The sequence below is a fragment of the Wolbachia endosymbiont (group A) of Andrena helvola genome, from assembly GCF_964028415.1.
In the GTDB taxonomy this organism is placed as follows: domain Bacteria; phylum Pseudomonadota; class Alphaproteobacteria; order Rickettsiales; family Anaplasmataceae; genus Wolbachia; species Wolbachia pipientis.
The window spans coordinates 367,505-393,566 of sequence record NZ_OZ034779.1 but is presented as its reverse complement, the minus strand read 5'-3'; the positions used below and the strand labels follow the sequence as shown (position 1 = coordinate 393,566).

Genomic DNA, 26,062 nt, shown 5'->3' with positions numbered 1-26,062 from the left:
ATCTTTATACTTTCATGCCAATTTTATAAATCAAATTTATTTCTGTGAGTAGCTACAATTTAAAGACCTTGCTTCATCAATGTAATGGAACAAAACCTTTTTAGTAAGTTCAAAACCTTCTAAAGTCTCTCCTTCGCATCTTGCTGTAATGCAGTTTTGCGTATTTGATACCCTAAGAAGCCACCAACCTTTATTATCGGTTACCTTAACACCATCAAGATCTGAAAATACAATATTTTGCTGCTCCAGTGTTTTCTTTATTGACTCAATTATTTGAAACTTTTTCTCATCTTTCACTACAATCTTCACTTCATGAGTGATATATAACTTCGGTAAATCCTCAATCACCTGAGATAGGCTTTGGTTTTTCTTAAGCAAAATGTCAACTGCTTTAACAGCAGAATATAGCCCATCATCAAAACTTAGCTCAGAAAAGAAGAAGTGCCCGCTTAATTCACCAGCAAACTTTGCCTCTTCCTCTACCATCTTCTTCTTAACTAGTGAATGTCCAGTAGCACAGGTGATAACTTGCCCTCCTAACTTGCTAACAAAATCATGCACTTTCATACTCATTTTTACGTTAGCAATAACTTTGCTTTCTGGATATTCCTCCAACACTTCACGTGCAAAAATTATAAATAAATGGTCATTGGAAACAACACTGCCTTTATCATCAATTAAGCGCACCCTATCGCTATCGCCATCTAGCGCAATGCCAAGATCACATCCATATTCCTTCACAATGTCAATTAATTGAGCAAGATTTTTTTCCTCTATGGGATCTGGATCATGCAGTGGAAATGCCCCATCTATAGAGTTATTGGTTACGATGTGCGTATGACCAGGCAAGATCTTTTCAATATACCTTATAATTCCACTTGCTGGACTATTTCCACAATCCCAGACTATTTTTAATTTCTGTGTAGTATCGTTCTTCACTGCACTTTTTAATATGCTAATGTACTCACTATATATATTTATGTTAATTAAGCTTCCAATTCTTGTGCTGTTTTTAATTGGACTGCTTATAATTTCCTTCATTTCTTGATCTGAGAAGACTTTTTTATTACTAAAAAATTTAAAGCCATTATATTCGCTGGGGTTATGAGAGGCAGTTATTATGATACCAAGATCCGCCTGTGTGATTTGTGTTGCAGCGTAAAGCATAGGTGAAGAGCATAGTCCAACGCGTATAACATTTGCACCGGATAAAGTTAAGCCCCTAATTAATTCTCTTTCTATACCTGGTGAATCTATTCTGCTGTCGTAGCCGACACAAACACTAGCTACGGTTTGGCCAAACTTTCTACCTATCTCGTACCCATCATTAATCTGCAAGTCTTTGCCTACTATACCTCTAATATCGTATTTTCTTATAATGGTATTGTCCATACTGCACTGCTTAAGGAGTAACTACTATATAACATAATGGACAAGTGCTCAAGTTTCTTCTTCATTTACCCACATAATTAGTTGATTTTTTAATTAAAGTTGTTAATATTATAGTATATTTCTAAAAGTGTAAAATTATGCCAGAGGAAAACGAAAATGTATTTATAGCTGAAAGTCAAAGTTTAGATGTAGATGAACAAAAGAAAAATGATACTTTAAATGTCATTGAATCTTGCAACGATCTTCAGGATTTTATCAAAAGACTGGAGGAAGAAAATTTAATCTGGTACTTTATTGGTCCTTTACGCAAAGATGAGGACATTACAGGACAGATAAATTTAAAGTGGGAAAAGGAGTTCCAAAAATTTGAGCAATCAATAGACGCAATGCATAAAGAACTTAAGTCGTCTCTGCCTGGTCAAAATTTCTTAGTGTATCCAACAAAGGATAATGACTTCAAAATTAGATTTGAAAATGAAGAAAAACCAATAGAAATTAGCAATATTTTAAGGACCAGCAGTGAAGGTAAGGTTTATAACATATCTTTAGGGAAAGATAGTCAAATAACTGCAACCAAAAAAGGCAGCGAAAGGCACTATGATTTTACTGGTTCAAGCTCATGTGAAATGACCATTAATTGGCAGGCTAAGGATTCTGAAGGTAACAGCATAGACTGTAGCATGACCGTAAAATTGGATTCTGGTGGTATACAGAGTGTTATTGGTGAGCCAAAATTTGGAGGAATAACGAGTTCAGAAGAAGTATTAAAGTTAGTTGGACAAAATAAAGAAGTTTTTATCAACGGAAAAACTCTGTATCAAGCTTTTACTGGCATATCCAAGAGTGTAGACGATCAGCAAGTACCAGCAGAGGAAATATTTACAAAAGATCTACATATATCACCACAGTCACCTACACCAAGCAGCAGTGGGTATTCCTCTCCTAGCACACCTTCTTCACGTAGAAGTTCTATATCCACCAGCAGTGAATTTAGTGATGAAGATGAAATATTTGAGGATGATATGTCTGGTGATGAAGAAGAGTATGAGCAAGAAGGATTAAAAGATGAAGTTGAGGAATTAGAGGAAGAAAAAGAAACATTTGCTAAATATTTTGCAGTGCAGGCAAAGCAGCTTGAGGATCTAAGATTAGAACGTGACTCCTTGAGAGATAAAGTCAATGAACAACAGCGAGCGATATTTGAAAGAGGTCAAAGAATAAAGGAACAAGAGGAAGAACTACAGGATAAAAATGATGTAATAAAGAACTTAAATGATCAGTTGAAAGATAAGGAAGGTGAAACAAATGAGGCAAATAAAGAATTACAGAGAAAATTGAAGCAAAGTGAAGCTAATTTAACTGTACTAAAGGAAAAGAATGCAAATTTGGAGAATGACCTGAAGAAAATAGTGGAAGGTTTAAAGGATGATCATAAAAAGCAGTTGGCAGAACAGTTAATGGAAACAAAAAAGGAAAACAATACATTGGCTGAAACGGCGAGCCAATTGTCTAAAGAATTAAATGAATTACAGAGAGAAAAGGAAGATTTAGAGAGGGAAATTCGACAACTTGAACCTGGAAGATCACTTGCAGATGAGCTAAGCGAAGAAAATACGAAGAGGGAAATAGAAAAACTTCAATATCAACTTAAGGAAAAGGAAGGGATGTTAACGTGTACACAGGAAGAGCTGGCATCTGTCAAAGAGAGTCTAGAGCAACTGCAGAACATATTACAGCAGGAAAAAGGTCAGGTAGCTACATCAACTCAAACTGAAGTTGAATATGAAAGTAGAGGAACAAGCATGCAGCAGCAAGACCAAGGTATACAAGCTGTAAACAACAACTCAAGCAGAACAGCTAGTGGGTTAAGACAAGAAAACAAAAAATTGACTAGAGACAAACTAACTATATCTGAACAATTAAAACAAAAAATAAGAGAGATTGACGAGTTAAAGAAAAATTTAAAGCAATTACAAGAAGAAAATAAACAACTAAAACAAGAAGTTACCAAAAATGCAGGAGTTGATGCATCATCTTCAACAGGTCAAAAAGAAGCTAAAGAAGCAGAAGTTATACCGCAAAACATTATGGATTGGCCTGTTCCAATTCCAGATGATAAACCGGAAGAGCAGAAAACTCCATTAGAGCCAATCAAGGTAAATACAGAATTATCAGATCCAAAATCAATCCCTGCTGAGGGTCCGGAAAAATCTCCTCCTCTTTCAAAATGATGAGTTTTGCTTCTATAGCTGACCCAAGCAACACGTCATCCCGCGATTTATTCGCGTTATCTCAGCCGCTAACACGTAGCGGGATACTTAACCGTCATACCGTGATTTATTCACAGTATCTCTTAGCCACTAACAAGCAGCGGGATGACAGCAATCCTACGTCATGCCGCCGCGGTACCTCTAGATCCCGCTAACTAGTAGCAGAATGACGAATTTTTGTTTTTCAAATTATAGCTAAACATACTGTAATTGCTATTGAATGATGGAGAGACATACTCCATTATTTTAGCACGAAGTAACAAATTCAATGAATTGGTTCTTCAAAAATAATTTAAACTTTTACAGTAGGTCATGAAATATTATAGCGATCTCATTAAAAGAAACTTTTATAAGTATCGTTGATGAGAAAGGAAAAGTTGTTAAGGAAGAAGTTGTTGCAAGCGAAAGTAAGGCAATAGCAGATTAGCCAAGGCAAAAAATACGAACCCATAGGAATAGAAAGCGGATAGTTGTCAATATCAATGTGCAAAGAGTTAAGGAGTTTTGGATTACCAGTAATTTGTGTAGATGCAAGGCATATGGCAGCAGCGTTGTCTGCAAGAATCAATAAGAATGATAAAAACGATGCGAGGGGTATAGCGCAGATGATGAGAAGTGTTAGTAAAATCAGTTGTCAAATTAAAATAGCGCTTGGAAGCAGAAGACAGCTAATGTGTAGCAAACAGCAGGTTATTGGAACAATAAGAGGGTTGTTGAAGATACATGGTCGGTAAAGGATCAAAATTTGAAACTTTCGCTTTAAGAATACAAGAGGCAATAAATAATTTGGATGAAATCAGTAGGAGTTCAATTGAAGCGTTAGTTTGTAGTTTGGAAGCAATAGAAAAGTCATTAAGAAAGCTTGACAAAATGCTTTCAGAACAAGGTGAAAAAGACGATGATTGTAAATTGTTAACTACTGTTCCAGGAGTGGGGATTATAGTAGCAATGACGTATAAAGCTGCAATTGATAACCCTGTAATAGTTCAGACTTGATCTGACAGGCGTGAATTAACTGACAGAAGAATTGACAAAGTCAAAACCAAAATCAGCATCCTGTTTAATGCTATCAATATTTTTCTGATAAGCAATATGCATACTATCAAAAAAGGTTTGCATAGGTGTCTTACCATAGCAATATTTACCTGAATGCGGTCGAGATCTATTGTAAGAATGCACCCAATGGTCTACATCTAGCTGAAGCTCTGCCAAAGAGGTGTAAATTTTCTTTCTGAAGATAATATTGTAGCATTCATCTTGCATAGTTCTGTGGAACCTTTCACAGATGCCATTAGTTTGTGGAGAACGAGCTTTGGTTCGAGAATGATCAATATTTTCTACCCCCAAATACAGCTGGTAAGCGTGATTTTCAGGTCTGCCACAGTACTCTGTACCACGATCCGTCAAAATGCGTAGCAATGATACTTTCTGTTCATCAAAAAACGGTATCACCCTATCATTGAGAAGGTCTGCAGCTGTAATAGCAGTCCTTTCTGTATAAAGCTTAGCAAAAGCAACTCTAGAGTAGGTATCAACAAAGGTTTGTTGGTAAATTCGTCCAATACCTTTGATATTACCCACATAATAGCTATCTTGGCTACCCAAGTATCCTGGATGTTCTGTTTCAATTTCTCCATGGGCCTCTTTTTCTTCCTTAGCCTTCTCTAGAGCTGTTATCTGCTCTTCTGTTAAGATAATGCCATCTTGAGCTACTTTTGCTTCTAATGCCTTTAACCTCTTTTTGAAATTCTCAAGATCGTTTCTTTGCCACACTGATCTTATTCCACTTGCAGAGATGAGAATTCCTCTCTTTTTCAGTTCGTTTGCTGCTCTTTCTTGTCCATACGCTGGAAATTCTATTGCTATTTCAATTACTGCTTTTTCTATATCCTCCGATACCCTATTTGCATATAATGGCTTGCTTTTGCTTATCTCGTGTAAAGCCTCTTCTCCTCCTTTTTCATACAGTTCTTTGAAGCGGTAAAATGTATCCCTTGAATATCCCATTACCTTACACGCCTGTGATACATTTCCTAATTGCTTTGCAAGTTCTAGCAATCCCAACTTTGGTTTTAGTATTTTTTCTTGTGTTGTACTCATATCTGACACTCCTTTAAAATTTATTCATATTTTTATCTTACTTTGTTCGCCTGTCAGATCAAGTCTGAACTATTACAGATAATGCCATCTTGAGCTACTTTTGCTTCTAATGCCTTTAACCTCTTTTTGAAATTCTCAAGATCGTTTCTTTGCCACACTGATCTTATTCCACTTGCAGAGATGAGAATTCCTCTCTTTTTCAGTTCGTTTGCTGCTCTTTCTTGTCCATACGCTGGAAATTCTATTGCTATTTCAATTACTGCTTTTTCTATATCCTCCGATACCCTATTTGCATATAATGGCTTGCTTTTGCTTATCTCGTGTAAAGCCTCTTCTCCTCCTTTTTCATACAGTTCTTTGAAGCGGTAAAATGTATCCCTTGAATATCCCATTACCTTACACGCCTGTGATACATTTCCTAATTGCTTTGCAAGTTCTAGCAATCCCAACTTTGGTTTTAGTATTTTTTCTTGTGTTGTACTCATATCTGACACTCCTTTAAAATTTATTCATATTTTTATCTTACTTTGTTCGCCTGTCAGATCAAGTCTGAACTATTACAGTTTATGCTTTACCTGCAGAAAACATTCAAGAGCTTATATACACCATTTACTGAAAGCTAAAGAGCTCCTGGCTTACACGCTCGTTACCATTCATAATATTTTCTTTATGAATAAGTTAATGGCATCAATAAGGCAGGCTATATTAGATGATAGGCTAGATCGGGAGAAAAATAATTGGATTAGTGAGATACCACTACACTGTGAATTATACACCTAGTTCATATTTTTCTACGCTTATTTTATATTCCCTAAAACAGAAAAAGCCTTCCTCTTCCTACTCTTTCTTCTTTGGCTAATCCATAGTTAGCGTCTTTTGCACATGTGCGTTGCATTTTTTAATCTTCTTTAAAAACTTGACAATACATGACAACACTGGTATGTTAAAAATATAGTTTTTGTGAGGTATTTATGGTTAACAATAAAGAAAAACATCAAATAGCGTTTTGCGTTTCAGCCGTTACATTCTTAGCTGGGTTATCATTAATCGCAACTGCAATTGCAGTGGGTACCGTACCTGCTATAGCTGCTTGTCTAGTGATAGGAGGAATTTTGACTGTCTTGTCTGGTGTGCAAGCAGTAGAAAGCTATTTATTTTTACGAAACAGCGAGAAAACTTTGAATAAACTGATAAGTAATATACGCGATGAACCAGAAAGCAAACTTTTTATAGAAAGGATTTTGCAACCGTTCATTGAACTTTTTAGTGAGCTTAAGCAACATAATTAAAGTACACTAAGCTTTAAGCATAGAAACCACTTTATCGTAACTTGGCAATGATTCAATTTCTCCAATTGCAGCTAGAGTGGTTTTTTCATGCTGAGATAACAATTCTTCTGCTGCTTTTTTTACGTTAGCAGTGGTAACTGCACTAATTTTTTCTATTAATTCATTTTTACTGATGTACCTATTATAGTTACCGTAGTAGTGTCCCAATGTTTCAGCACGTGAGCTAACACTTTCGCGTGACATTAAAATTTGGGATTTTACTCGCTCTTTCACTCTATTTACTTCTTCTTCCTTCAGATCATCTGTAGACAACTTCTTCAACTCTGTCGTTATAGATTTTAAAAGCTTATCTAAGTTACTACTGTCTGTACCAGCAAAAATGGAAAACATTCCTGTATTAGTATAGCTGGAATTAAATGAATAAACAGAGTAAGCTAATCCCTGCTTTTCCCTTACTTCCTGGAATAAACGTGATGACATTCCGCTCCCTAATATAGAATCAAGCACTTGAAACGTGTGATATTTATCGTCATGGCGAGAAACACTAGGTAGACCAATTAGCAAGTGTACCTGATCTAATTTACGATGTTCTAAATACTCACCACCAGTACAGCTCGCATTTTGGCTTTTTTTCAGCTTTTTAGAATGAATCTTTGAGAGAAAATCTTTGGTTAATGCAACAACTTCTTCATGTTCAACATTTCCTGCAACGGCAAATAGCATATTCTCACCAAAGTAATGCTCATTTATGTAATTATCTAGATCTCCTCGAGTAAAAGATTTTACAGTATTTTGCGTGCCTAAGATTGACCTACCAAATGGTTGGTCTTTATAAGCTGCCTCAAAATATTTGTCGAAAATAATGTCACTTGGTGAATCATTAGTTTGAAAAATCTCTTGTATTACAACACCCTTCTCACGTTCCAATTCATCTTCTGGAAACGTGGAATTTATCAATATATCTATTAATATATCAATACCAGTTTTTATGTCTTTCTTGAGGACTTTTGCATAATAGGTGGTGCTTTCCCTACCGGTGCTAGCGTTGAAAACTCCACCTATGTCATCAAAAGCTTTTGCAATTTCAAAGGCAGTTCTTGTCTTCGTCCCTTTGAAAGCCATGTGTTCTAAAAAATGGGATATTCCATTTTGCTTTGCACTTTCTGCTCTACTGCCAACACCAACTCGTATGCTTAAAGCTACGGAATCAATATCACGCACCTGCTCAGTTATTATGCGCAGACCATTATCTAATTTTGTTACCCGGGGTATATTCATCTCATATATTCTTCTAAGTTCTCTTCTGCAAAATCCCAATTAATCAAATGATCAAGGAAAACTTTTATGTAGTCAATTCTACGGTTTTGACAATCTAAATAATAGGCGTGCTCCCACACATCCATAGTGAGTAGTGGCACTTGGCCATAAATTATTGGCAAATCTGCATTTGGAGTCTTGGTGATTTTGAGCTTTCCTAACCTACCTTTTTCGAGCACTAACCATACCCATCCACTGCCAAACTGGCTTACTCCATGACTCGAAAATTCTTCATAAAATTTATCAAAGCCACCGATATCGTCTTGAATTTTTTTTGCTAGAAGACTACCATCTTTAGGCTTACCACCACCATTTTTTTTCATTGAATTCCAATAAAAAGTATGGTTCCAAACTTGTGCTGCATTATTAAATATAGGCAAGTTGCCGCTATTACCATGCACTTTTGTTATTAATTCCTCAATTTTTACATGTTGATAATCCGTATTTTCAACTAGCTCATTGAGTTTATTTAAATATCCTTTATGGTGCTTATCATAATGAAAATCTAAGGTTTTTGCAGATATATAAGGCTCCAAAGCTGTTTTATCGTATGGTAATTCAGGTAAAGTAAAACTCATAAAAACCTCTTTATTTCTAACCTACTTGGATGGTAGGGCAATATATGCTTTTGTGCAACATATAATTAATAGCTAAAACATTTAGGTATCTATTGCATTATTCTAAATTATACTACAATAACGATTATTATATAAGCCATAGAAATGGATTAAATGCAAAAGTTACTTGACACCCTTCGCCAACCCCCTTATCATGAAACTGAAGCTATTTATTTATCTTCTCTGTACAGATTAAATGACAAAAAAACTCACGTATCTGGCGTCTCATGTTTAATTTTTTGCACTATGTGCACCTTATGTCTTATAAAATTTCTACCTACATAAGCTGAAACGCGCTTATAAAGCGTTTAAAACATAAAAAAACGCCAACTTAAAAAATGGATAGTGAATAACTAGCTACCCTAGGGTTTCTTTTGCCTTTTTTTCTGTTTAGTAAATTTCTTAACGTTTATAATTTAGATTAGTTGCGGTTTAAAAGTAGCTGAATCGCGGTTATTAAACGTTTAGAATAAAAAAACGCCATACTTGAAAGTATAATGTAAGTAATTAGCCAACCACGGGGCTTCTTTTGCCTTTTTCTCCGCTTGGTAAATTTCTTAATGTTTATACGGAAGGTGTCATTCCAGCGCGTGACGCTGGAATCCCAAAAAAAGGATGATGTCATCCGAGTAGCTGACACTGGGATCCAGTTTTCCATATAATCTCATCGAAAACGTTGTAACCACTTTCTATGCTAGTTTGCTTGTGAGCAACCTGGATCCCAGTGTCTGGACACTGGGATGACATCATAGGGGCGCTGGCCTGACAATCGTCATTCCGCTACGTGTTAGCGGGATCTAGAGATACCGTGACGGTATGACAAGGGAGAACAGTTGTATTCCTGCACAATTTATTCTCATGACAAAAACGTCTTAACTTTCTCTCTACTTTTTCTGGGTAAGGTCAATTTTGTGAAAAAATGGATTGAATTATAGGCAGATTTGGCTATTATTTGTAATACATGGGTATTAGGTAAAATGTTTAAATTTGATCCTTTATTATTAGCTCGAATTCAGTTTGCCTTCACAATAGGCTTTCACATTATATTTCCTGCTTTCACGATCGGGCTTGCAAGTTTTCTAGCCTTTTTGGAATGGTGTTGGCTTAAGACTGGTGATACACGTTTCCGTGATGTTTATAAATTCTGGATCAAGATTTTTGCCGTTGCTTTTGGCATGGGAGTGGTATCTGGAGTTGTAATGTCATATCAACTTGGTACCAATTGGTCGATTTTTTCTGACCGCATAGCCAATGTTCTCGGCCCTCTATTTTCCTTTGAGGTTTTAACAGCCTTTTTTCTGGAGGCATCTTTTTTGAGTATTATGCTATTTGGATGGAATAGAGTAAGTTCTCGTATGCACTTTGCTTCTACTTGTATTGTTGCAGTGGGAACGCTTATTTCAGCTTTTTGGATTATTGCGGCCAACAGTTGGATGCAAACACCCGCTGGATTCACGATTGGTGAGAATGGTCTCCTATATCCAACCAATTGGTTAGAGATTATTTTTAATCCTTCTTTCCCTTATCGCTTTATTCATATGGTAACAGCAGCCTATCTTACAACAGCTTTTGTGGTTGGTGGTGTAGGAGCATTTTATCTTTGGAGAAAACGACATGCTCCTCAAGCAAGAATTATGCTTGGTATGGCAACCATTATGGTAGCTTTAGCTGCACCATTTCAGCTGTTCATGGGAGATAGGCATGGATTAAATACACTAAAGCATCAACCTGCTAAGATTGCTGCAATGGAAGGTATATGGGAAACCGAAAAAGGGGCTGGCTTACTTTTATTTGCTTATCCGGATCAGCAAAATGAAATTAATCACTACGAGATAAAAATTCCTAATCTTGCCAGCTTGATCTTAACACATGATTTTTTAGGAGAAGTAAAAGGATTAAAGGAATGGAAAAAAGAAGATAGACCACCTGTAGTATGGGTATTCTGGTCCTTCCGTATAATGGTTGGAGTTGGAATTTTAATGATCATAATTGGGTCAGTAAGTGTTATACAGTATCTTCGTGGCAAATTATTCCAAAGTTGTTTCTTACATGGATGGTGGATATCAATGATGCCGTCTGGGTTCATAGCGTTACTTGCAGGTTGGTTTACTACTGAAATTGGCCGTCAACCTTACACTGTATATGGAATTATGCGCACAATTGAATCATTTTCATCTGCGATTACCGGTCCTCAGGTTGCATGGTCTTTGATTGCATTTATCGTTATGTATACCCTTATATTTGGAGCAGGTAGTTACTATATTCTGAAACTTATATACAAAGGAATTCCTGTCATTAAAGAAGAAGAGCAATTTTATAAACACGGTATTGGAGCTTCAGTGATTGATGCTGGTACATCTGGAAAGGACAACAATCATGTTTGATTTTTCTTCCTTAATTAATTTACCCCTAATCTGGGGATTACTAATTGCCATAGCTGTTTTACTGTATATTTTAATGGATGGGTTTGATTTAGGTATTGGTATTTTACTTCCTTTTGCACCGTCAGATAAATGCCGTGATCACATGATAAGCTCAATTGCACCATTTTGGGATGGAAACGAAACATGGTTGGTATTGGGTGGTGGAGGGTTGTTTGCTGCTTTTCCTCTTGCATATTCAATATTAATGCCTGCTTTTTATATTCCAATCATTATTATGCTGCTTGGCCTTATAGTGCGCGGAGTATCCTTTGAGTTTCGTTTTAAGGCAGAAGGAAAATACAGGCGATTATGGGATTATGCCTTTCATTTTGGGTCACTTGGTGCTGCATTTTGCCAAGGCATGATTTTAGGTGCATTTATACATGGTGTAGAAGTAAACGGACGCAACTTTTCTGGTGGCCAATTTGATTGGGCAAGTGCTTTTAGTGTAATGACAGGCATTGCTGTGATATTTGGATATGCACTTTTAGGTTCTACATGGCTCATAATGAAGACAGAAAATATAACACAAGAATGGGCACGCAAGGTTGCTTCTTATACGCTTGGTTTTGTAGGTATTTTCATGGGACTAGTGAGTGTAGTGACACCATTTTTAAATGAACGTATTAAAAACTTTTGGTTTAGCATGCCAAATTTTTATTATTTATTTTCTATTCCATTACTCACATCTTGGCTATTTTTCATGCTGTGGTTTGATCTTCAGAATACTAAACGGGAGTACCGTCCATTCTTTCTCAGTATTGCTATTTTTTTTATGGGATATTTAGGTTTAGGAATTAGTATCTACCCATGGATTATACCTTTTCAATATACCATTCTGGATGCAGCCGCTTCTGGGCCAAGTTTATCTTTAATGCTCATTGTTATAATACCGCTTTTACCAATCATTTTAACTTACACTGGTTATTGCTATTATGTCTTTCGTGGAAAATCAAATTATGAACACACATATTAAGGAGTTAGTGACCTTATGGTTAAAACGTTACCCTTAAATCAAGCAGTCGTTCAGGCAATGGCGTCAACTCAAGAACCTTCATTAGCAAACCCTCCTATGGATTTTCTGAAAAGTTTTTGAGTATATTGTATTTTTAATTTGTAGAATAAGTTTTTTTCCTTTTTGCATGCTAACCAAAAAGGGTTCTGTCATCCTTCTTGTCATATAAGTAGCTTGACGCGGGCATTCAGTTTTCTTTATAATTTTCTTTGTGAAAGAACAAAAATGCTTATTTGTAACCATAGCTGGCTTACCAAATGCTGGGAAGTCTACATTAATTAACAGCATCATAGGCAAGAAAATTGCAATTGTCACCCCTAAAGTGCAAACAACAAGGACGCAAATAAGGGGTGTTGCAACATGCAACAACACACAAATTGTCTTTACTGACTCCCCAGGAATTTTCTCAGCAGAAACAAAACTTGAAAAAGCTTTAGTCAAATCTGCATGGTCGGCAGTTAAGGATAGTGACATCACTTTGTTGCTTGTTGATGTAAGCAATTATTTGAAAAATATAGAAAGAATTAAGACTATATTTATGCGGCTGCAGCGCACAAAAGGCAGATGCATTTTGGTTATCAATAAAACTGATTTGGTAAAAAGGCCTGAATTAAAGATGGCGCATGAGCATCTGAATTTGCTTTATAAATTTGAAAAGGTTTTTATGATATCAGCATTAAAGAATGATGGACTTTCTGATTTGATGAATTACTTGTCTGAAGTTGCATCGGTGAGCCCCTGGTTTTATGAAGAAGATCAAATAACCGATTCCTCGACAAATTTTTTATCAGCAGAAATTACGAGAGAAAAATTATTCTTGAACTTGCGTGAAGAATTGCCATACTCTACAGCTGTTATAACTGAACAATTTGAGGAAAAAAAAGATAAGAGTTTAGTCATCAAACAGATCATATTTGTGTTGAAAGATAGTCATAAAAAAATAGTACTAGGAAAAGATGGCAGTAATATTAAAAAAATTAATATCGAAGCGCGTGCTGAACTAGAAAAATTATTTGAGTGCAAGGTACACCTCTTTTTATTTGTGAAAGTGCGACCTTGGATCGACCGTCCGGAGGAGTATATAGGCAATGCTTAATTCTTTATTGGTATTTGATATTGAAACTATACCAGATGTAAATTCCTGCAAAAATTTACTCAATATTAGTGATGATAGTAGTGTAGAAGAGAAGAGGGATGCATTAACAAAATATCATCTTGAAATAACAAACGGGCAAAACTCTTTTCTGCGTCAGCCTTTTCACCTTGTTGTAGTTATTAGTTTTTTACTTTGCAATATAAGCTACCAGAGTGGTTATGAGGTGTTCACACTGCAAGAAATAAGATCTGGAGGCACACTAAATTCCAGTGAAAAGGAGCTAGTGAAAGGATTTTTTAACTACATATCAGAGAAAAAGCCAAGATTAGTTTCGTTCAACGGACGCACTTTTGATATACCAGTGCTGAAGTATCGTGCTATGGTCCATGGCATTCAAGCAGAATATTTTCATAAAGCTGGCGATAAGTGGAATAGTTACAATCAGAGATATAGAAGTGATTGGCATTGTGATTTGCTTGAATCCCTCTCTGATTTTGGAGCTTCTGCGAGAGTAAAAATGAACGAAGTTTGTGCAGCATTTAATCTTCCTGGTAAGATTGGAGTTGATGGGTCACAAGTTATGGACTTATACGATAGCGGCAAGATACAAGAGATTCGAGATTATTGTGAAACAGATGTAATTAACACTTATTTGATTTACTTAAGGTTCATGCATCATCAGGGAAGGATTACTACTGAAAGCTACAACAAAAGTGTGGAAGAGCTACTTTTAGAGTGCGAAAAAAAAGAATACCTAAAGAAATTTAAAGAAGAATGGCAAATAACTTGTGGTGGAAAAATTTTACTTCCATAGAATAAATAGTCGAGTTATAATGCACTAACAAGCGAACCTCTGTACTAAATTTTGGTTAATATACACGTTGAGCATATTAAGAAAGTTGCTTTTAAGGTATTGCATTTTACTTTTATTTTCGTTATAAGGTTGCTTTAAGTTGAATTTTCAACATTTTTATACTATTTACATTTAAGATATGATTTCGAAATTTTTTGGGGGCACTTCATGAAAAAGTCTATGTATACTAGAACTGCTCTAGTTTCTTTATTAACTTTATGTTCTTTCAGCAGTTTTGCAGCTGACTTTCCTGATGAGAGTATGAAGGAAATAAAAAAGCAAGAGAGCACAAAAACTTCTGGAAAAGTGGAAGTTATGAAAACATCAAATAAAAAACTGAAAGAAAAGATGGACAGAATATGTAATGCTGATCCAAGAAAAAAAGCTGAAGAGCTTAAGAAAAAAGAGGAGCTAAGATTAGCAGCCGAGCAGAAGAAAAAAGAGGAGATCAGGCTAGCAAATGAGAAAAAAGCAAAGCTTATAGAGGATTCAAAAGCGAAAGCTCTAAACGCTAAGAATTCTAATATAGAAAAAGGTAAAGTTTCAAAAACTAAGCGTTCTAAAACTAAGAATGCTAAAGTTGAAGCTAAAGATGTAAAGAAGGATATAAAAGTTGTTAACAAAAATACAGAGGAAAAAGGTAAGGCAAGTCCTGTTGTTTCAGTTGGTGGAGTTGATATTATCGATACCAATCAAGGGCAAAGTAATTTAAGAATAACTTTTGGTGGTGTTGTTGATGCTCAAGGTTATGGCAAAGCTGGACCAAGTGGCGCAGATTATAAACGTTATAACGTTATGCCAAACAGATCTACAGAGTATTATAATGCCACTCCAGATATAACAAGAGGAGCAAATCCAATATTCTATGAAGGAATAGGAAATATTGGTGATTACAGCAACGATATGGGTATGATTGCTGACGCGATATTGCACCTCAGAGCAGAAAATAAGAATGAAGATTTAGGTCTTCTTTATGGTGCTGACGTGCAGTTTCATGTTCCAGTGACCGAAGGTAAGGGAGCTTCACAGGGTGTTTATGCTGCAAAAGGCAGAAGTGCGCATGTGTTTGTTAACTCAAAATATGGTGACGTGAAGCTTGGTTACCAATTTGGTCCTGAGGCTCTGATGAGGCTTGATGCAACAAGAATTGCGACTGTTGACGGAGCTGCAGATAGTGACTGGTTCAGAAAAGTGAACTTAGAAGGAAGCGCTGCTAGCTTTCCATTTTATGTAACACCACGTCTTTACACTGAAAGTTTTTCGAGTGAAAGTGAAAAATTCTCTTTCCGCATGGCAGGGAAATATAACAAAGGCGTTATGACTACACTGCCATTTAGAGTTGCCTACTACTCACCAAATTATATGGGCGCAAGATTTGGTATCAGCTACTCACCTCGTTATGATAGTGGTTTGTTTACTGTAAAAGAAACAGTTTCAGAAGATAAAGGCGGTAAGATAGAACATAAGGAAACGATAAAGCATGTCGGCCCAGACTATGAGCACATAGTAAGTGCTGGTGCATCATATGAATATGACTTTGATAAACATAACATAAAAGTTAAAACTTCTGCAGTTGGTGAATATGGCTTTCCAAAGCAACCAAGTAAAGATAAGCATCTTTATAAGGAATTTGTGGAGTATAATGACCTGATGGGTGTTAATTTTGGTGTAAGCGCTGATTATAAGATTAATGAAGATCAAGGCGTAAAGTTTGCTGCCTCTTTTGCATACTTGGGCAAATCTGGTCAACCGAAGGGTATTAAAAAATTAATTGGTGATACCTATACGGAAATTGATAGTAAAGATGCTACTGATGGCAAAAGAGTGGAAGGGCTGAAAGCTCAATTTGGTAAAGATAGTATAGATACCATGTATTGGACTGTAGGAGCTGGGTATCAACATGAGAATATCTACACAAGTTTGACGTATTTTGGCAGCAGAATGAATGACAAAGATATGCTTCATGATGGTGCACTTGGCGTTCAATATGATCTGTCTCCTGCATGCAGTAAGAGCAAATTTGTTCCTTACGCAGCTCTCCATTATTTTATGACTAACGAAACAGGTAAGCTGAAAGATGAGTCTGATGCTGATGTACCTTCTAACCAAGGAATTCTCCTTCTTACTGGTGTGAAGTTTTCTTTCTAACCAGCCAGTACACACCACAGTTAACTGTGGTGTATTCTTGTCTGTTAGTGTTTATTTGTCGATCAAATAAACATATGGTGTCCTCTCTCCTGTCATCCCAGTGCGTGACACACAACTGTACGAACATTGTGATTTGAGGACACTCCACCAAGAAGGATGTCATCCCAGTGCCCAGACACTGGGATCCAGCTTTCCATGCAACTTCATCAAAAGCGTTTATTCAGCATAAGATCAGCCACTTTTTATGCTCACCAAATCAGTTTGCTTACTTACAAGCAAAATTTCCTGGATTCCAGTGTCAAGCACTGGAATGACACCCTATGGTCACCGGAATGACGCTTTATGGCTACTTAGATGATGAGAAAAGAACACACTGCCCTTATTCTACTGGCCGTATAGCTACTTTCAAATTTAATCAATTAAGCAGGAGGCCCCTATGCAAACCACACTAAAAAATCATTTAGCTGGAGAATTACTTACCACCGCTACGTGCTGGAAATTAAAGCTCGCAGGTGGAGAAGTAATGGGATTCACTGACTATGATGAAGATTTAAATATTGATAATATACTCTATAAATCTTCAAGTGGATTTACAGCCAGTAGTATAATATTAAACAGCGATTTGAAAACTGATAATCTAGAAATTGAAGGGATATTAAATAGTGCTGATATTAAAGAAGAAGATGTTTTATCAGGAAAGTACGACTTTGCAAATATTGAAATATTTCTTGTGAATTATAAAGACTTGACCCAGGGAACAATGAATCTACATTCAGGAATTTTTGGTAAAGTGACATTAAGTAGTGGAAGATTTATTGTTGAAATTAGAGGGCTTTCAGCAAAGCTTGAGAGAAGCATAGCAGAATTATACTCTCCTGCATGCAGAGCACAATTTTGCGATGATAAATGTAAAGCCGATACTAAAAAATTTAGTAAAATAAGTACAATCACTAAAGTAATAGACGAAAGAAGATTTGAAGACACGAATTTAACTGAGAGTGATGAATATTATAAGCACGGAGTAGTAAAATTCTTTGGCTCAATAGCGTTTGAAGGTGTAGTAAAAGAATATAAAAATAAAGTAGTTACGTTGTTTACTTCGCCTCCATACCAAATTTTTGCTGGAGATAAATATTCAATACTCGCAGGTTGCGATAAAACATTTCCAACTTGCAGAAGCAAGTTTAACAATACTGTGAATTTTCGTGGTGAACCCTATATACCAGGTTTTTATATTGTTTAGCAGTACAATTTTCAATATTATGAATAAGCATGGAAAGGTGGCTGAGTGGTCTAAAGCACACGCTTGGAAAGCGTGCACATATGAAAATATGTCGGGGGTTCGAATCCCCCCTTTTCCGTATGTTACTTCTAGAATAGTATAAAACCCCCGGTCGCGCACACAACTGTACGAACATTGTAATATGGTACAATGTTACAACTATGCGGTGGTAATTTACGATAAATTCATGTAGCCATTTCAAATTTAGCCATACCAATGTCAGTAAATTGATTAAGCAAATAACACTTGAGTAGCAGTTCCTTCCCACGATTAATTTCAGATTTGTTCCGAAAATTAAACCCGAATGTTTGTTTCAGTCGCGAGAAAAAACTTTCTACATAAGATCTTTTTCCGTAGTTTGTTTGCCTTTTCCACCTCTTCATTCCATCTTCGCTGTATGACTTTATTAGTCTAATTGCAGCATTTCTCTCTGCCATACTTTGGATGCTCTGCTGCATTGTTTTTTTGGAGGAATTTTTGTCTTTATGCCGCATTCATCACACAATTTATAGAGTTTATGTCTGTCATATGCTCTGTCTGCATATAGTGCTTTTATGGCATGCTGAAAATTAACTCCTTTAAGTAAATCGCAAGCTCCATAGTGATCAGACCGTTACTGTATTTTGCAGCTATGGCTTTTTTGCTGTTTATATTCAACATTACATGCAATTTTCTTGTCTGTTCATAACCACGATATTTTCTGTCAGCGCTATTTTCCTTGCTGTGTGTTGTTATAAATGCTGATGCTTGTGCTATCTATGGCAATTTCGATATCTTCCATATTATTTTTATCAATTCTGCAATCATTGATCTTAATATTAAGTTTTTTTTGAAGCTTGCGAATAGCTGATAACTGCCAAATCTCTTCCTATTTGTTGCAAATATCCTTTTATAAACCCGACTGTTTGTCTTAAGCCAATTCTAAAAAGATTAACGATTATATGCACTAAAATCACAACTTTATCACTATAAATATAGTTGCCGCTCTGCATTTTTGGACTATTTTCATACCAATTTTCGATAGCTTTATCGATGTAACGAAAAATATTTCCTCTTTTTTCTAGAAATTTGTTATATTCATGGCAGTTACTAACTCTCATTTTTTGTGGCATATTTTTCCTTAAGCGGTTAAATGGCTATTTTATAATGAATTTTGTCAGTAGCCACCAGATTTTTTCAGTTGCGATGCAACAGAGCCATCCCAGTGTCAAGCACTGGGATGACAGGAAAAGAGGCTATTTGGATGACATCTTTCTTCTTGGTATAAATTACTTTTATATCTCAATGTTCGTACAGCTATGCACGTTGCCGCATAGTGGATGAGGTGTACTACCTCTAAGAGTATACATTATCTCACATAATAATATAATATTTCGTTCATAAATCAACGTTTTTAACATGCAGCAAGAACATTTCCGTTGTAATTAAGGTTCTTAAGATGTATATTAATGAATCTTGTTTTCAATAAATAATGAAAGTAATAATTGTCATGATAATGTTATTGTGTAGCAGTTACACAATGGCAAGCGAGAGAATAAGTCTAGTGGATAAAAAACTATCTCAAGGATATGTAGCTCCAGTGCTTACAGAAAATAGCGTTATTTTATCAGACAAGCACGGCGCTTTATATTCCTTTGATATTGATAACTCAAAGGCTATGAATTGGAAATTACACCCCTCACACAGAAAAAAAATTAGTAACATGAGCCTATTGCGTCACAGAGGAAACGTTTTCTTTATAGTGGATAACGTTCTACACACAATAGATGCAAAAACCGGCGAGATTCAGTGGGAAAAAGAATTGAGAGCTCCAGTAAGAGGGAAAGCAGCAGTAATAAATAATAAATTGGCAGTATTGACTATTGATAATTATCTGTACGTGTTTGATATAAAAGATGGCAGCTCCGTTTGGACTTATCAAAACGGTATCAATGAGGTTCGAGGTTTGTATTCCATATCGCCAGCAATTTCTAATGATAAAATAATAGCACCATTTTCAAATGGTGAGTTAATAGCTTTTAATGAAGACGGTAAAAAATTGTGGAGCCAAAAATTGGCTACAAACCTTTTGGATACACAGCTCACAGATGTAACTACTACACCGAGAGTGCTTGGCGATACTTTAATAGCTACAAATAATTCTTATATTTATAGCATTGACGTGAAATCAGGAAATATTTTATGGTCAAAGTCACTGCAAGTAAAAAGTGTATCAGACATTGAGTCATATTATAGTCCTCTTATTCCTGCAGAGAAACAAAAAGAAGGCGGAAGAATTTTTATAGTTACTAAAGACGATAAAATAATTGGCCTGGATATAAAAAATGGAGAAACAGTCTGGGCATCTGATTTAATAGAAAATACGCAATTGTTTGCTCCAATTATGCATGCCCATACACTGTGGGTGACAAGCAATAAAGGTTCAATGTTTGCTTTTCCGGGATCTGAAAGTGCAGGAAAGGTAGTCAAAGTACCTGGTAATGTGTTTCACACTCCAGTGTTTACTCGCAATAAGATATATGTAACAACTGAGGGAAAAGGTGTTTATTCTTTAGAAAATAGGTTTGTTTTTTATGACTGATTATGATTTAATTGTTATAGGTGGTGGCCCAGGAGGCTATAAGTGTGCTATCGCTGCTGCAAAACTTGGATTGAAAGTTGCCTGCATAGATAAAAATAGCATTTTTGGTGGTACGTGCCTGCGGGTTGGGTGCATACCCTCCAAAGCATTGCTCCATTCTTCCTATCAGTATGCTCACACGAAAAATGATCTGTCGAAGCTTGGCATAAAAATTAAGGACGCAAGTTTCGATTTAAAAGAAATGCTAGGCTATAAGGACGCCAGAGTTCAGGAACTTGGAAAAGGTATAGAATATCTGTTTAACCTTCACAAAATCACTAAAATCAATGGGCTTGCTTCTTTTGACCAAGGTAATCTTGAAGTTTCAGTTGAAGGTAAGGTGCTGAAGACAAAAAATATAGTAATTGCAACCGGTTCTGATGTTATTTCTTTGCCAGGAATTAATATCGATGAGAAAAATATTATTTCATCAACTGGTGCATTATCTTTAACTGAAGTACCAAAAAAACTTGTCGTAATCGGAGCCGGGGCAATAGGGCTTGAAATGTCTTCTGTATGGAGGAGGCTAGGGTCTGAAGTCACTGTAGTAGAATTTTTTGACAGAATCGCTGCAGCAATGGATGGAGAATTAAGTAAGTCTCTACTTTCTAGTCTACAAAAACAAGGAATAAAATTTTTACTTAGCACTAAAGTTGAGGAGATAAAACAAAGTAGTAATTCTTTGAGTATGAAAGTTTGCTCTGTAAAAGATAATCAAACAAACACTATAGAAGCGGATAAGGTATTGGTGGCAGCAGGACGCAAACCATGCACTGAGAATCTTGGTATTGATGAAAAAATAGAAAAAGATAATCGCGGTTTCGTTCAAGTTAACAACAGATATGAAACTAATGTGAAAGGAATATTTGCTATTGGTGATGTGATTGGTGGAGCAATGCTTGCTCATAAAGCAGAGGAAGAAGGAGTGGCAGTTGCAGAGATAATAGCAGGACAGTCACCTCACGTTGATTATGGAATCATACCATCTGTCATTTACACTCACCCTGCGGTTTCTTCGATTGGTAAAACCGAAGAGGAACTCAAAAATGCTGGCCGTAAGTACAAAGTTGGTAAATGTCAATTTGCTGCAAACGGCAGAGCAAAAATCACTGATGATGCTGAAGGATTCGTGAAAGTGCTGACTTGTAGCAGAGCAGATACAATACTAGGTGTGCATATCATAGGAGCATACGCTGATACGCTAATCAATGAAGCAGCGGTTGCAATGGCATATGGCGCAGCAGCAGAGGATATATACAGAATTTGTCACTCTCATCCTGATATAAATGAAGCCTTTCGAGATGCGTGCATCGATGCTTTCTTTAAAAAATAATTGTGGACCTCGGTTCGATCATTGAAAAATGGTATGAGTGGCTGAGGTGCAACAGATCTTATTCACAAAACACTTTGGAATCATACATGAGGGACTTGAAGGATCTTATAAGTTTCCTAAATACTCACATTGGTGGAGAAGTAAATGTTGGTACTCTGAAAAATTTAAGCATACCTGAGTTAAGAAGTTGGCTTACCTCTCGTTACGCAAGAGGTGTAAACGCAAGATCCAACACTCGAGCACTCTCAGTAATCAGAAATTTCTTCAAGTACATAAAAAATAACCACAATATAGACAATGAAGCTGTATTTTCCTTATCAAGGCCAATTCAGAGAAGAACTCTGCCCAAAGCATTATCCATACCTAATATAAAAACTTTATTGAAAGAAATGAAACTATCCGACCTGGGTGAACCTTGGGTGGTAAAAAGAGAAATTGCAATTATCGTCCTGCTATATGGTACAGGCTTAAGAATCAGTGAAGCGTTGAACCTTAGGGTTAGTGATATTAACAATGAAAGTTTAATAGTAACAGGTAAGGGAGATAAACAAAGGCAGGTATTCATTCTCCCAGTAGTAAAAAAATGTATACAAGAATATGTAAAAGCCTGTCCTTACCTTGATGAAGCACAACATCTTTTTGTGGGAGTAAGAGGAAAAAAATTGGGAAGAACTTATGTGGCCAATCGTTTGCAGAAAATAAGGAGAATATTAAATCTGCCAGAAATTTTATCTCCACATGCATTTCGTCATAGTTTTGCTACTCATTTGCTTCAGGAAGATATTGATATAAGATCAATACAACAACTGCTTGGTCATTCGAGTCTTGAGACCACTCAAGTTTACACTCACCTCAATTATCAAGATGTTTTTAATATGTATAAGAATTTCCAACAGAGTTTGGAGAAGAAGCCAAAACCCTTGTAACTTGAGGATTATCTGTGGCACTACCAGGTCCTATGTCTTTTTCATCTCCTTTGTATAAAAAATATCCTACTAAAAGAAGAACAAGTGCAACTGCTGCAAGACAAGCACCTATTACTGGATAACCGTATAAAACTGCTAAACATGCACCAACAGCAAACGCTCCAGACAACACAAAAGAAGCAGAAGCGTAGTTGCTTTGTTTTTTACCAGGAGAAATTGCTTGCGAGGATTTTTCGTTTTTATTACTACGGAGCAGTCTATTTTCTGATGAAAGCCTATCTCTTTCTTCCCTTACTTGTTTCAAATCTCTTTTTAATCGTGAAATTTCGACAGTGTCGCTTGCTCTTCCATACACAATTCTATTAAGTCGAGTTACTTCACTATTTAGATCATTGATTTTTGTTTTTTGAGCCGATTTTTCCTGCCTTAAATCTTCTTCTAACTGTGAAATTTTGTTAATGCCTCTCGTTCTTTCGCGTACGACCCTATCCAGCTCTCGTTCTTTTTCTATGAGTTGAGCTTTCGTTCTTTCAAGTTCACCTTTAAGTTCTTGTATAACTTGCTCAGAACCTACCGGTATATCATTCGTACTTGCCAAAGGTTGTAATGTATTTGCAGGAAATTTTTCATTTAGATAATTTGTAATAGATTCGATTGGATTATTAACACCCCTCAATGCAGCAGTAACAATTGCATGACTCATGAAGCAATTATCTTCTACTAATTTTTTTACATCATCTAAATCTTTTTTATTAATAGTAGCGGTTAATCGCTCTGTAATGGCTTGTTCAATTATTTGCTTCACCCACGAATTTTGCTCTATAGCTTGTATTGGCTTTATTTGACTAAAATCTAGCTCTTTATGTTTTAAAAGTTTTGTCAATACTTCTTTGTTATCTGATGTTATTCCTTGTAAACATGATTGAATAATTAAGCTATGCGGCGTTTCTATTTCTTCATTTCGGCTTCTTTTCCAGCAATTAGGGTTAAACTCTTGATTTAATGGTCTTTTCGCTTGGTAAATGTTTCTGCTAGAAAGAGCACCTAACAACTCGTTTGCTTTTTGTGCTTTTTTAAATTCTAATTTTATTACGCGCTCAAATCCTCTTACAATACAATCTTCAGGGCTTTTATATTCATAATTTTTGATATCAGTTTTTATATCTGGGTGCGTGAGCAATATTTTTACCACATCTTTAGCCCCAACTTGACAAGCAATATGTAAAGCTGTGTCTTTGCGCATATTAGATGTTGTTATAAATTCTGATATTTCACTTTGTGTACTAGGATCATATCTCGTCCGTGTTGTAGACACAGATTGCTTACTCTGAGCATTAATATTGATACTTCTGTTTTGTATAAGCAATTTAGCCATTTTCTCTAACGTAGCCTGTCCATCACCGCTGACAGCGCAGACATTGACAATAGACATCAAAGGTGTCATGCCCTCCTTATCAAACGCATTAACATCCGCACCTTCTTTCAGAGCTTGTTTAAAAGCTTCCGGGTTTTCGTTATCAATAGCCTTAAATAACTTTTGTGTTGGTTCATCGAGCTGTCTTGAAGTTGTCTGATTATATCTATAACCATTAGTATTTATCCCATCCCCTCCATAAAGCATATTAAACCTACCTAATAATTTACTAATATAATTATGAAAAAGAAAAGGAAAATTGCAAGCGATTTATTCAAAATCCTAGAATTAACTACGACTCTAAAAACTTTTCTGCATCAAGCGCAGCCATGCATCCTGTTCCTGCTGCAACTACTGCCTGACGATATACCTTATCTTGAACATCACCTGCAGCAAACACTCCTGCCCTACTAGTTAAAGTTGTTCCAGGTTTTGTAATGATGTAACCCTGCTCATCCATTTCAACAAAGCCTTTAAAAATACCCGTATTTGGTGCATGCCCGATTGCAATGAACACTCCATCCACTTTTAATTCTTGGGTTTTATCGATCTCTGCTGATTTAATCGCAATACCAGCAACCCTTTTTGGATTTTCTTCTCCAAGAATCTGCTCTACGGTATGGTTCCACATTACTTTTATTTTATCATTTTTAAAGAGCCTATCTTGCATTACTTTTTCCGCTCTTAATTTATCACGCCTGTGTATTAATATCACTTCTTTGGCAAATCGAGTTAAAAATATTGCTTCTTCAACAGCAGTGTTTCCACCACCAATCACAGCTACAACTTTATTCCTAAAAAATGCACCATCGCAAGTCGCACAAGCTGAAACCCCATAACCCTGAAATTTCTTTTCACTTTCTAAACCAAGCCACTTCGCTTGCGCACCAGATGCAATGATAATTGCATCTGAATAGTAGTCATTGATATTACCAGAAGATCTAAATCTATACTCATTAAAGTCCTCAAGTTGTTCAACGCTTTTTATCTCATCATCTATTATTTTTGCTCCAACCTTTTCTGCATGCAACCTCATTTGCTCCATTAGTTCTGGACCCTGTACTGAAACAAAACCAGGATAATTTTCAACATCTGTAGTAATTGTAAGCTGACCACCAGGCTGCATTCCCGTTACTACAATTGGCTCTAAGTTTGCACGTGCTGCATATATAGCAGCAGCATAACCCGCTGCCCCGGATCCAATAATAAGAACTTTTGTACTAAACTTATAATTCTTCACTATATGAGTTTAGATAATCAGCTACTCCTTCATCGCTTGCCTGCATTGCTGGCTTACCTTTTTTCCACCCTGCTGGACACACCTCACCATGCTCTTCATTATGTTTAATTGCATCAACGATTCTAACGAATTCATCGATATTACGCCCTAAAGGCAAATCATTTATCGATTGATGACGTACAATAAATTTATCATCAATAACGAAAGTTGCTCTCAGCGCAATTGAGTCATCATATAAGACCCCATAGTCTCTTGATATAGACTTTTTGATATCAGACACTAAAGTGTAGCTAATCTCTCCAATACCACCATCATTAACTGGAGTGTTTCGCCATTTATAATGTGAAAATTTTGAATCTACACTTATTCCTATCACTTCAACACCACGCTTTGCAAACTCATTTATTCTATTATTGAGCGATATCAATTCAGTTGGGCAAACAAAAGTAAAATCAAGTGGATAGAAAAAAAGGACAGCATACTTATTTTTTATGCGCTTACTCAGACAGAAATCATCAACAATTTCTCCGTCAGAGAGAACAGATGAAGCAGTAAAATCGATAGCAGATTTTGTTACAAGATTCATAATTAACCTATTCTTTCAAAATAACTTTAATTTTACATCTTGATAAACTTATATGCAAGTTTTCTTTGGTTTTAGTCCTATAAAAACTTCCTAAAATAGCTCTTCTTTTTTACCGATAAGATACAATCCAGGTTGGAATAC

General features: G+C 36.1%; 24 protein-coding genes, 1 tRNA gene and 2 pseudogenes. 15 read left to right on the top strand and 12 right to left on the bottom strand.

All coding sequences use genetic code 11. The features are described from left to right. Window positions 1–36: 36 nt before the first annotated feature. Window positions 37–1,392, bottom strand: a complete 1,356-nt coding sequence (locus ABWU73_RS02085) for a phosphomannomutase/phosphoglucomutase (protein ID WP_264329525.1) — start codon at window positions 1,390–1,392, stop codon at window positions 37–39. Between the two features lie 137 nt (window positions 1,393–1,529). Between ABWU73_RS02085 and ABWU73_RS02080 the strand changes: the two genes are divergently transcribed. From ABWU73_RS02080 to ABWU73_RS02070, 3 genes are all read left to right on the top strand, one after another. Next, entirely contained in the window at window positions 1,530–3,623 is a 2,094-nt protein-coding gene (locus ABWU73_RS02080) for a hypothetical protein (protein ID WP_265017746.1), read from the top strand. A gap of 509 nt (window positions 3,624–4,132) precedes the next feature. Continuing rightward, window positions 4,133–4,396 (top strand): hypothetical protein, encoded by a 264-nt coding sequence (locus ABWU73_RS02075; protein ID WP_007552904.1) that lies wholly within the window; start codon window positions 4,133–4,135, stop codon window positions 4,394–4,396. Then, window positions 4,386–4,658, top strand: coding sequence for a hypothetical protein (locus ABWU73_RS02070; protein WP_341810282.1), 273 nt, complete (start codon window positions 4,386–4,388; stop codon window positions 4,656–4,658). Before ABWU73_RS02075 ends, ABWU73_RS02070 begins: the two co-directional genes overlap by 11 nt. Before the next feature lie 15 nt (window positions 4,659–4,673). Here ABWU73_RS02070 and ABWU73_RS02065 read toward each other — a convergent pair whose 3' ends face one another. Together ABWU73_RS02065 and ABWU73_RS02060 are read right to left on the bottom strand one after the other, a co-directional pair. Further along, entirely contained in the window at window positions 4,674–5,762 is a 1,089-nt protein-coding gene (locus tag ABWU73_RS02065) for an IS481 family transposase (protein WP_264329420.1), read from the bottom strand. A 59-nt stretch (window positions 5,763–5,821) separates the two neighbouring features. Next, window positions 5,822–6,247 (bottom strand): annotated as a pseudogene (locus ABWU73_RS02060) (helix-turn-helix domain-containing protein); the annotation flags it as partial. Window positions 6,248–6,326: 79 nt separating this feature from the next. Here ABWU73_RS02060 and ABWU73_RS02055 point away from each other — a divergent pair. Both ABWU73_RS02055 and ABWU73_RS02050 read left to right on the top strand, forming a co-directional pair. Next, window positions 6,327–6,542 (top strand): annotated as a pseudogene (locus tag ABWU73_RS02055) (tRNA-guanine transglycosylase); the annotation flags it as partial. A 191-nt stretch (window positions 6,543–6,733) separates the two neighbouring features. Continuing rightward, complete coding sequence (locus ABWU73_RS02050; protein WP_010082444.1) at window positions 6,734–7,051, top strand: hypothetical protein; 318 nt, start codon at window positions 6,734–6,736, stop codon at window positions 7,049–7,051. Between the two features lie 6 nt (window positions 7,052–7,057). Here ABWU73_RS02050 and ABWU73_RS02045 read toward each other — a convergent pair whose 3' ends face one another. The 3 genes from ABWU73_RS02045 to ABWU73_RS02035 all read right to left on the bottom strand — a co-directional run bounded on the left by ABWU73_RS02045 (window position 7,058) and on the right by ABWU73_RS02035 (window position 9,735). Beyond that, window positions 7,058–8,329 (bottom strand): M16 family metallopeptidase, encoded by a 1,272-nt coding sequence (locus ABWU73_RS02045; protein ID WP_341810280.1) that lies wholly within the window; start codon window positions 8,327–8,329, stop codon window positions 7,058–7,060. After that, window positions 8,326–8,946, bottom strand: a complete 621-nt coding sequence (locus tag ABWU73_RS02040; protein ID WP_010082437.1) for a superoxide dismutase — start codon at window positions 8,944–8,946, stop codon at window positions 8,326–8,328. The genes ABWU73_RS02045 and ABWU73_RS02040 overlap by 4 nt, the downstream gene beginning before the upstream one ends. 660 nt (window positions 8,947–9,606) lie before the next feature. Continuing rightward, window positions 9,607–9,735: a hypothetical protein gene (locus ABWU73_RS02035; protein WP_341810278.1), complete on the bottom strand. Its 129-nt coding sequence runs from the start codon at window positions 9,733–9,735 to the stop codon at window positions 9,607–9,609. Window positions 9,736–9,962: 227 nt separating this feature from the next. Here ABWU73_RS02035 and ABWU73_RS02030 point away from each other — a divergent pair, with 227 nt between their 5' ends. The 7 genes from ABWU73_RS02030 (at window position 9,963) to ABWU73_RS02000 (ending at window position 17,881) form a co-directional block, all read left to right on the top strand. Further along, entirely contained in the window at window positions 9,963–11,369 is a 1,407-nt protein-coding gene (locus ABWU73_RS02030) for a cytochrome ubiquinol oxidase subunit I (protein ID WP_006280502.1), read from the top strand. Then, window positions 11,362–12,384, top strand: a complete 1,023-nt coding sequence (cydB, locus tag ABWU73_RS02025; RefSeq protein WP_010962802.1) for a cytochrome d ubiquinol oxidase subunit II — start codon at window positions 11,362–11,364, stop codon at window positions 12,382–12,384. Before ABWU73_RS02030 ends, cydB begins: the two co-directional genes overlap by 8 nt. Window positions 12,385–12,634: 250 nt before the next feature. Then, window positions 12,635–13,519: a GTPase Era gene (gene era, locus ABWU73_RS02020; protein WP_010082484.1), complete on the top strand. Its 885-nt coding sequence runs from the start codon at window positions 12,635–12,637 to the stop codon at window positions 13,517–13,519. Beyond that, window positions 13,512–14,333 (top strand): 3'-5' exonuclease, encoded by an 822-nt coding sequence (locus tag ABWU73_RS02015; RefSeq protein ID WP_341810277.1) that lies wholly within the window; start codon window positions 13,512–13,514, stop codon window positions 14,331–14,333. Before era ends, ABWU73_RS02015 begins: the two co-directional genes overlap by 8 nt. 207 nt (window positions 14,334–14,540) lie before the next feature. Beyond that, the gene (locus ABWU73_RS02010; RefSeq protein WP_010962806.1) at window positions 14,541–16,520 is read left to right on the top strand and encodes a porin; all 1,980 of its coding nucleotides are present in this window, start codon (window positions 14,541–14,543) and stop codon (window positions 16,518–16,520) included. 436 nt (window positions 16,521–16,956) lie between these two features. After that, entirely contained in the window at window positions 16,957–17,763 is an 807-nt protein-coding gene (locus ABWU73_RS02005; protein ID WP_010962809.1) for a DUF2163 domain-containing protein, read from the top strand. Between the two features lie 31 nt (window positions 17,764–17,794). Then, a tRNA-Ser gene (locus ABWU73_RS02000) sits at window positions 17,795–17,881 on the top strand. A gap of 106 nt (window positions 17,882–17,987) precedes the next feature. On the opposite strand, the gene ABWU73_RS01995 is transcribed toward ABWU73_RS02000, so the two are convergent. The 3 genes from ABWU73_RS01995 to ABWU73_RS01985 all read right to left on the bottom strand — a co-directional run bounded on the left by ABWU73_RS01995 (window position 17,988) and on the right by ABWU73_RS01985 (window position 18,914). Beyond that, entirely contained in the window at window positions 17,988–18,239 is a 252-nt protein-coding gene (locus tag ABWU73_RS01995; protein WP_022626339.1) for a hypothetical protein, read from the bottom strand. Then, on the bottom strand, window positions 18,209–18,358 hold the full coding sequence (locus ABWU73_RS01990) for a hypothetical protein (RefSeq protein ID WP_285520262.1): 150 nt from the start codon (window positions 18,356–18,358) through the stop codon (window positions 18,209–18,211). Before ABWU73_RS01990 ends, ABWU73_RS01995 begins: the two co-directional genes overlap by 31 nt. A 262-nt stretch (window positions 18,359–18,620) precedes the next feature. Then, window positions 18,621–18,914 (bottom strand): transposase, encoded by a 294-nt coding sequence (locus ABWU73_RS01985; protein ID WP_264329509.1) that lies wholly within the window; start codon window positions 18,912–18,914, stop codon window positions 18,621–18,623. A gap of 359 nt (window positions 18,915–19,273) precedes the next feature. On the opposite strand from ABWU73_RS01985, the gene ABWU73_RS01980 reads away from it, so the two are divergent. Genes ABWU73_RS01980 through ABWU73_RS01970 form a run of 3 tightly spaced genes read left to right on the top strand, consistent with a single transcriptional unit; the run spans window position 19,274 to window position 22,681 of the window. Next, a complete protein-coding gene (locus ABWU73_RS01980) occupies window positions 19,274–20,383 on the top strand; it encodes a PQQ-binding-like beta-propeller repeat protein (protein ID WP_265038569.1) in 1,110 nt (369 codons plus the stop codon). Continuing rightward, a complete protein-coding gene (gene lpdA, locus ABWU73_RS01975) occupies window positions 20,376–21,755 on the top strand; it encodes a dihydrolipoyl dehydrogenase (protein WP_264329507.1) in 1,380 nt (459 codons plus the stop codon). The genes ABWU73_RS01980 and lpdA overlap by 8 nt, the downstream gene beginning before the upstream one ends. 2 nt (window positions 21,756–21,757) lie before the next feature. Further along, window positions 21,758–22,681 (top strand): tyrosine recombinase XerC, encoded by a 924-nt coding sequence (locus ABWU73_RS01970; RefSeq protein WP_264329506.1) that lies wholly within the window; start codon window positions 21,758–21,760, stop codon window positions 22,679–22,681. Here the strand turns inward: ABWU73_RS01970 and ABWU73_RS01965 are convergent. The 3 genes from ABWU73_RS01965 to ABWU73_RS01955 form a co-directional block, all read right to left on the bottom strand. Then, window positions 22,626–24,302 (bottom strand): ankyrin repeat domain-containing protein, encoded by a 1,677-nt coding sequence (locus tag ABWU73_RS01965; RefSeq protein WP_265017752.1) that lies wholly within the window; start codon window positions 24,300–24,302, stop codon window positions 22,626–22,628. The two genes, ABWU73_RS01970 and ABWU73_RS01965, sit on opposite strands and share 56 nt — an antisense overlap. Before the next feature lie 85 nt (window positions 24,303–24,387). Continuing rightward, complete coding sequence (gene trxB / locus ABWU73_RS01960) at window positions 24,388–25,335, bottom strand: thioredoxin-disulfide reductase (protein WP_264329504.1); 948 nt, start codon at window positions 25,333–25,335, stop codon at window positions 24,388–24,390. After that, entirely contained in the window at window positions 25,322–25,921 is a 600-nt protein-coding gene (locus ABWU73_RS01955) for a peroxiredoxin (RefSeq protein ID WP_012673206.1), read from the bottom strand. The genes trxB and ABWU73_RS01955 overlap by 14 nt, the downstream gene beginning before the upstream one ends. Window positions 25,922–26,062 lie beyond the last annotated feature (141 nt).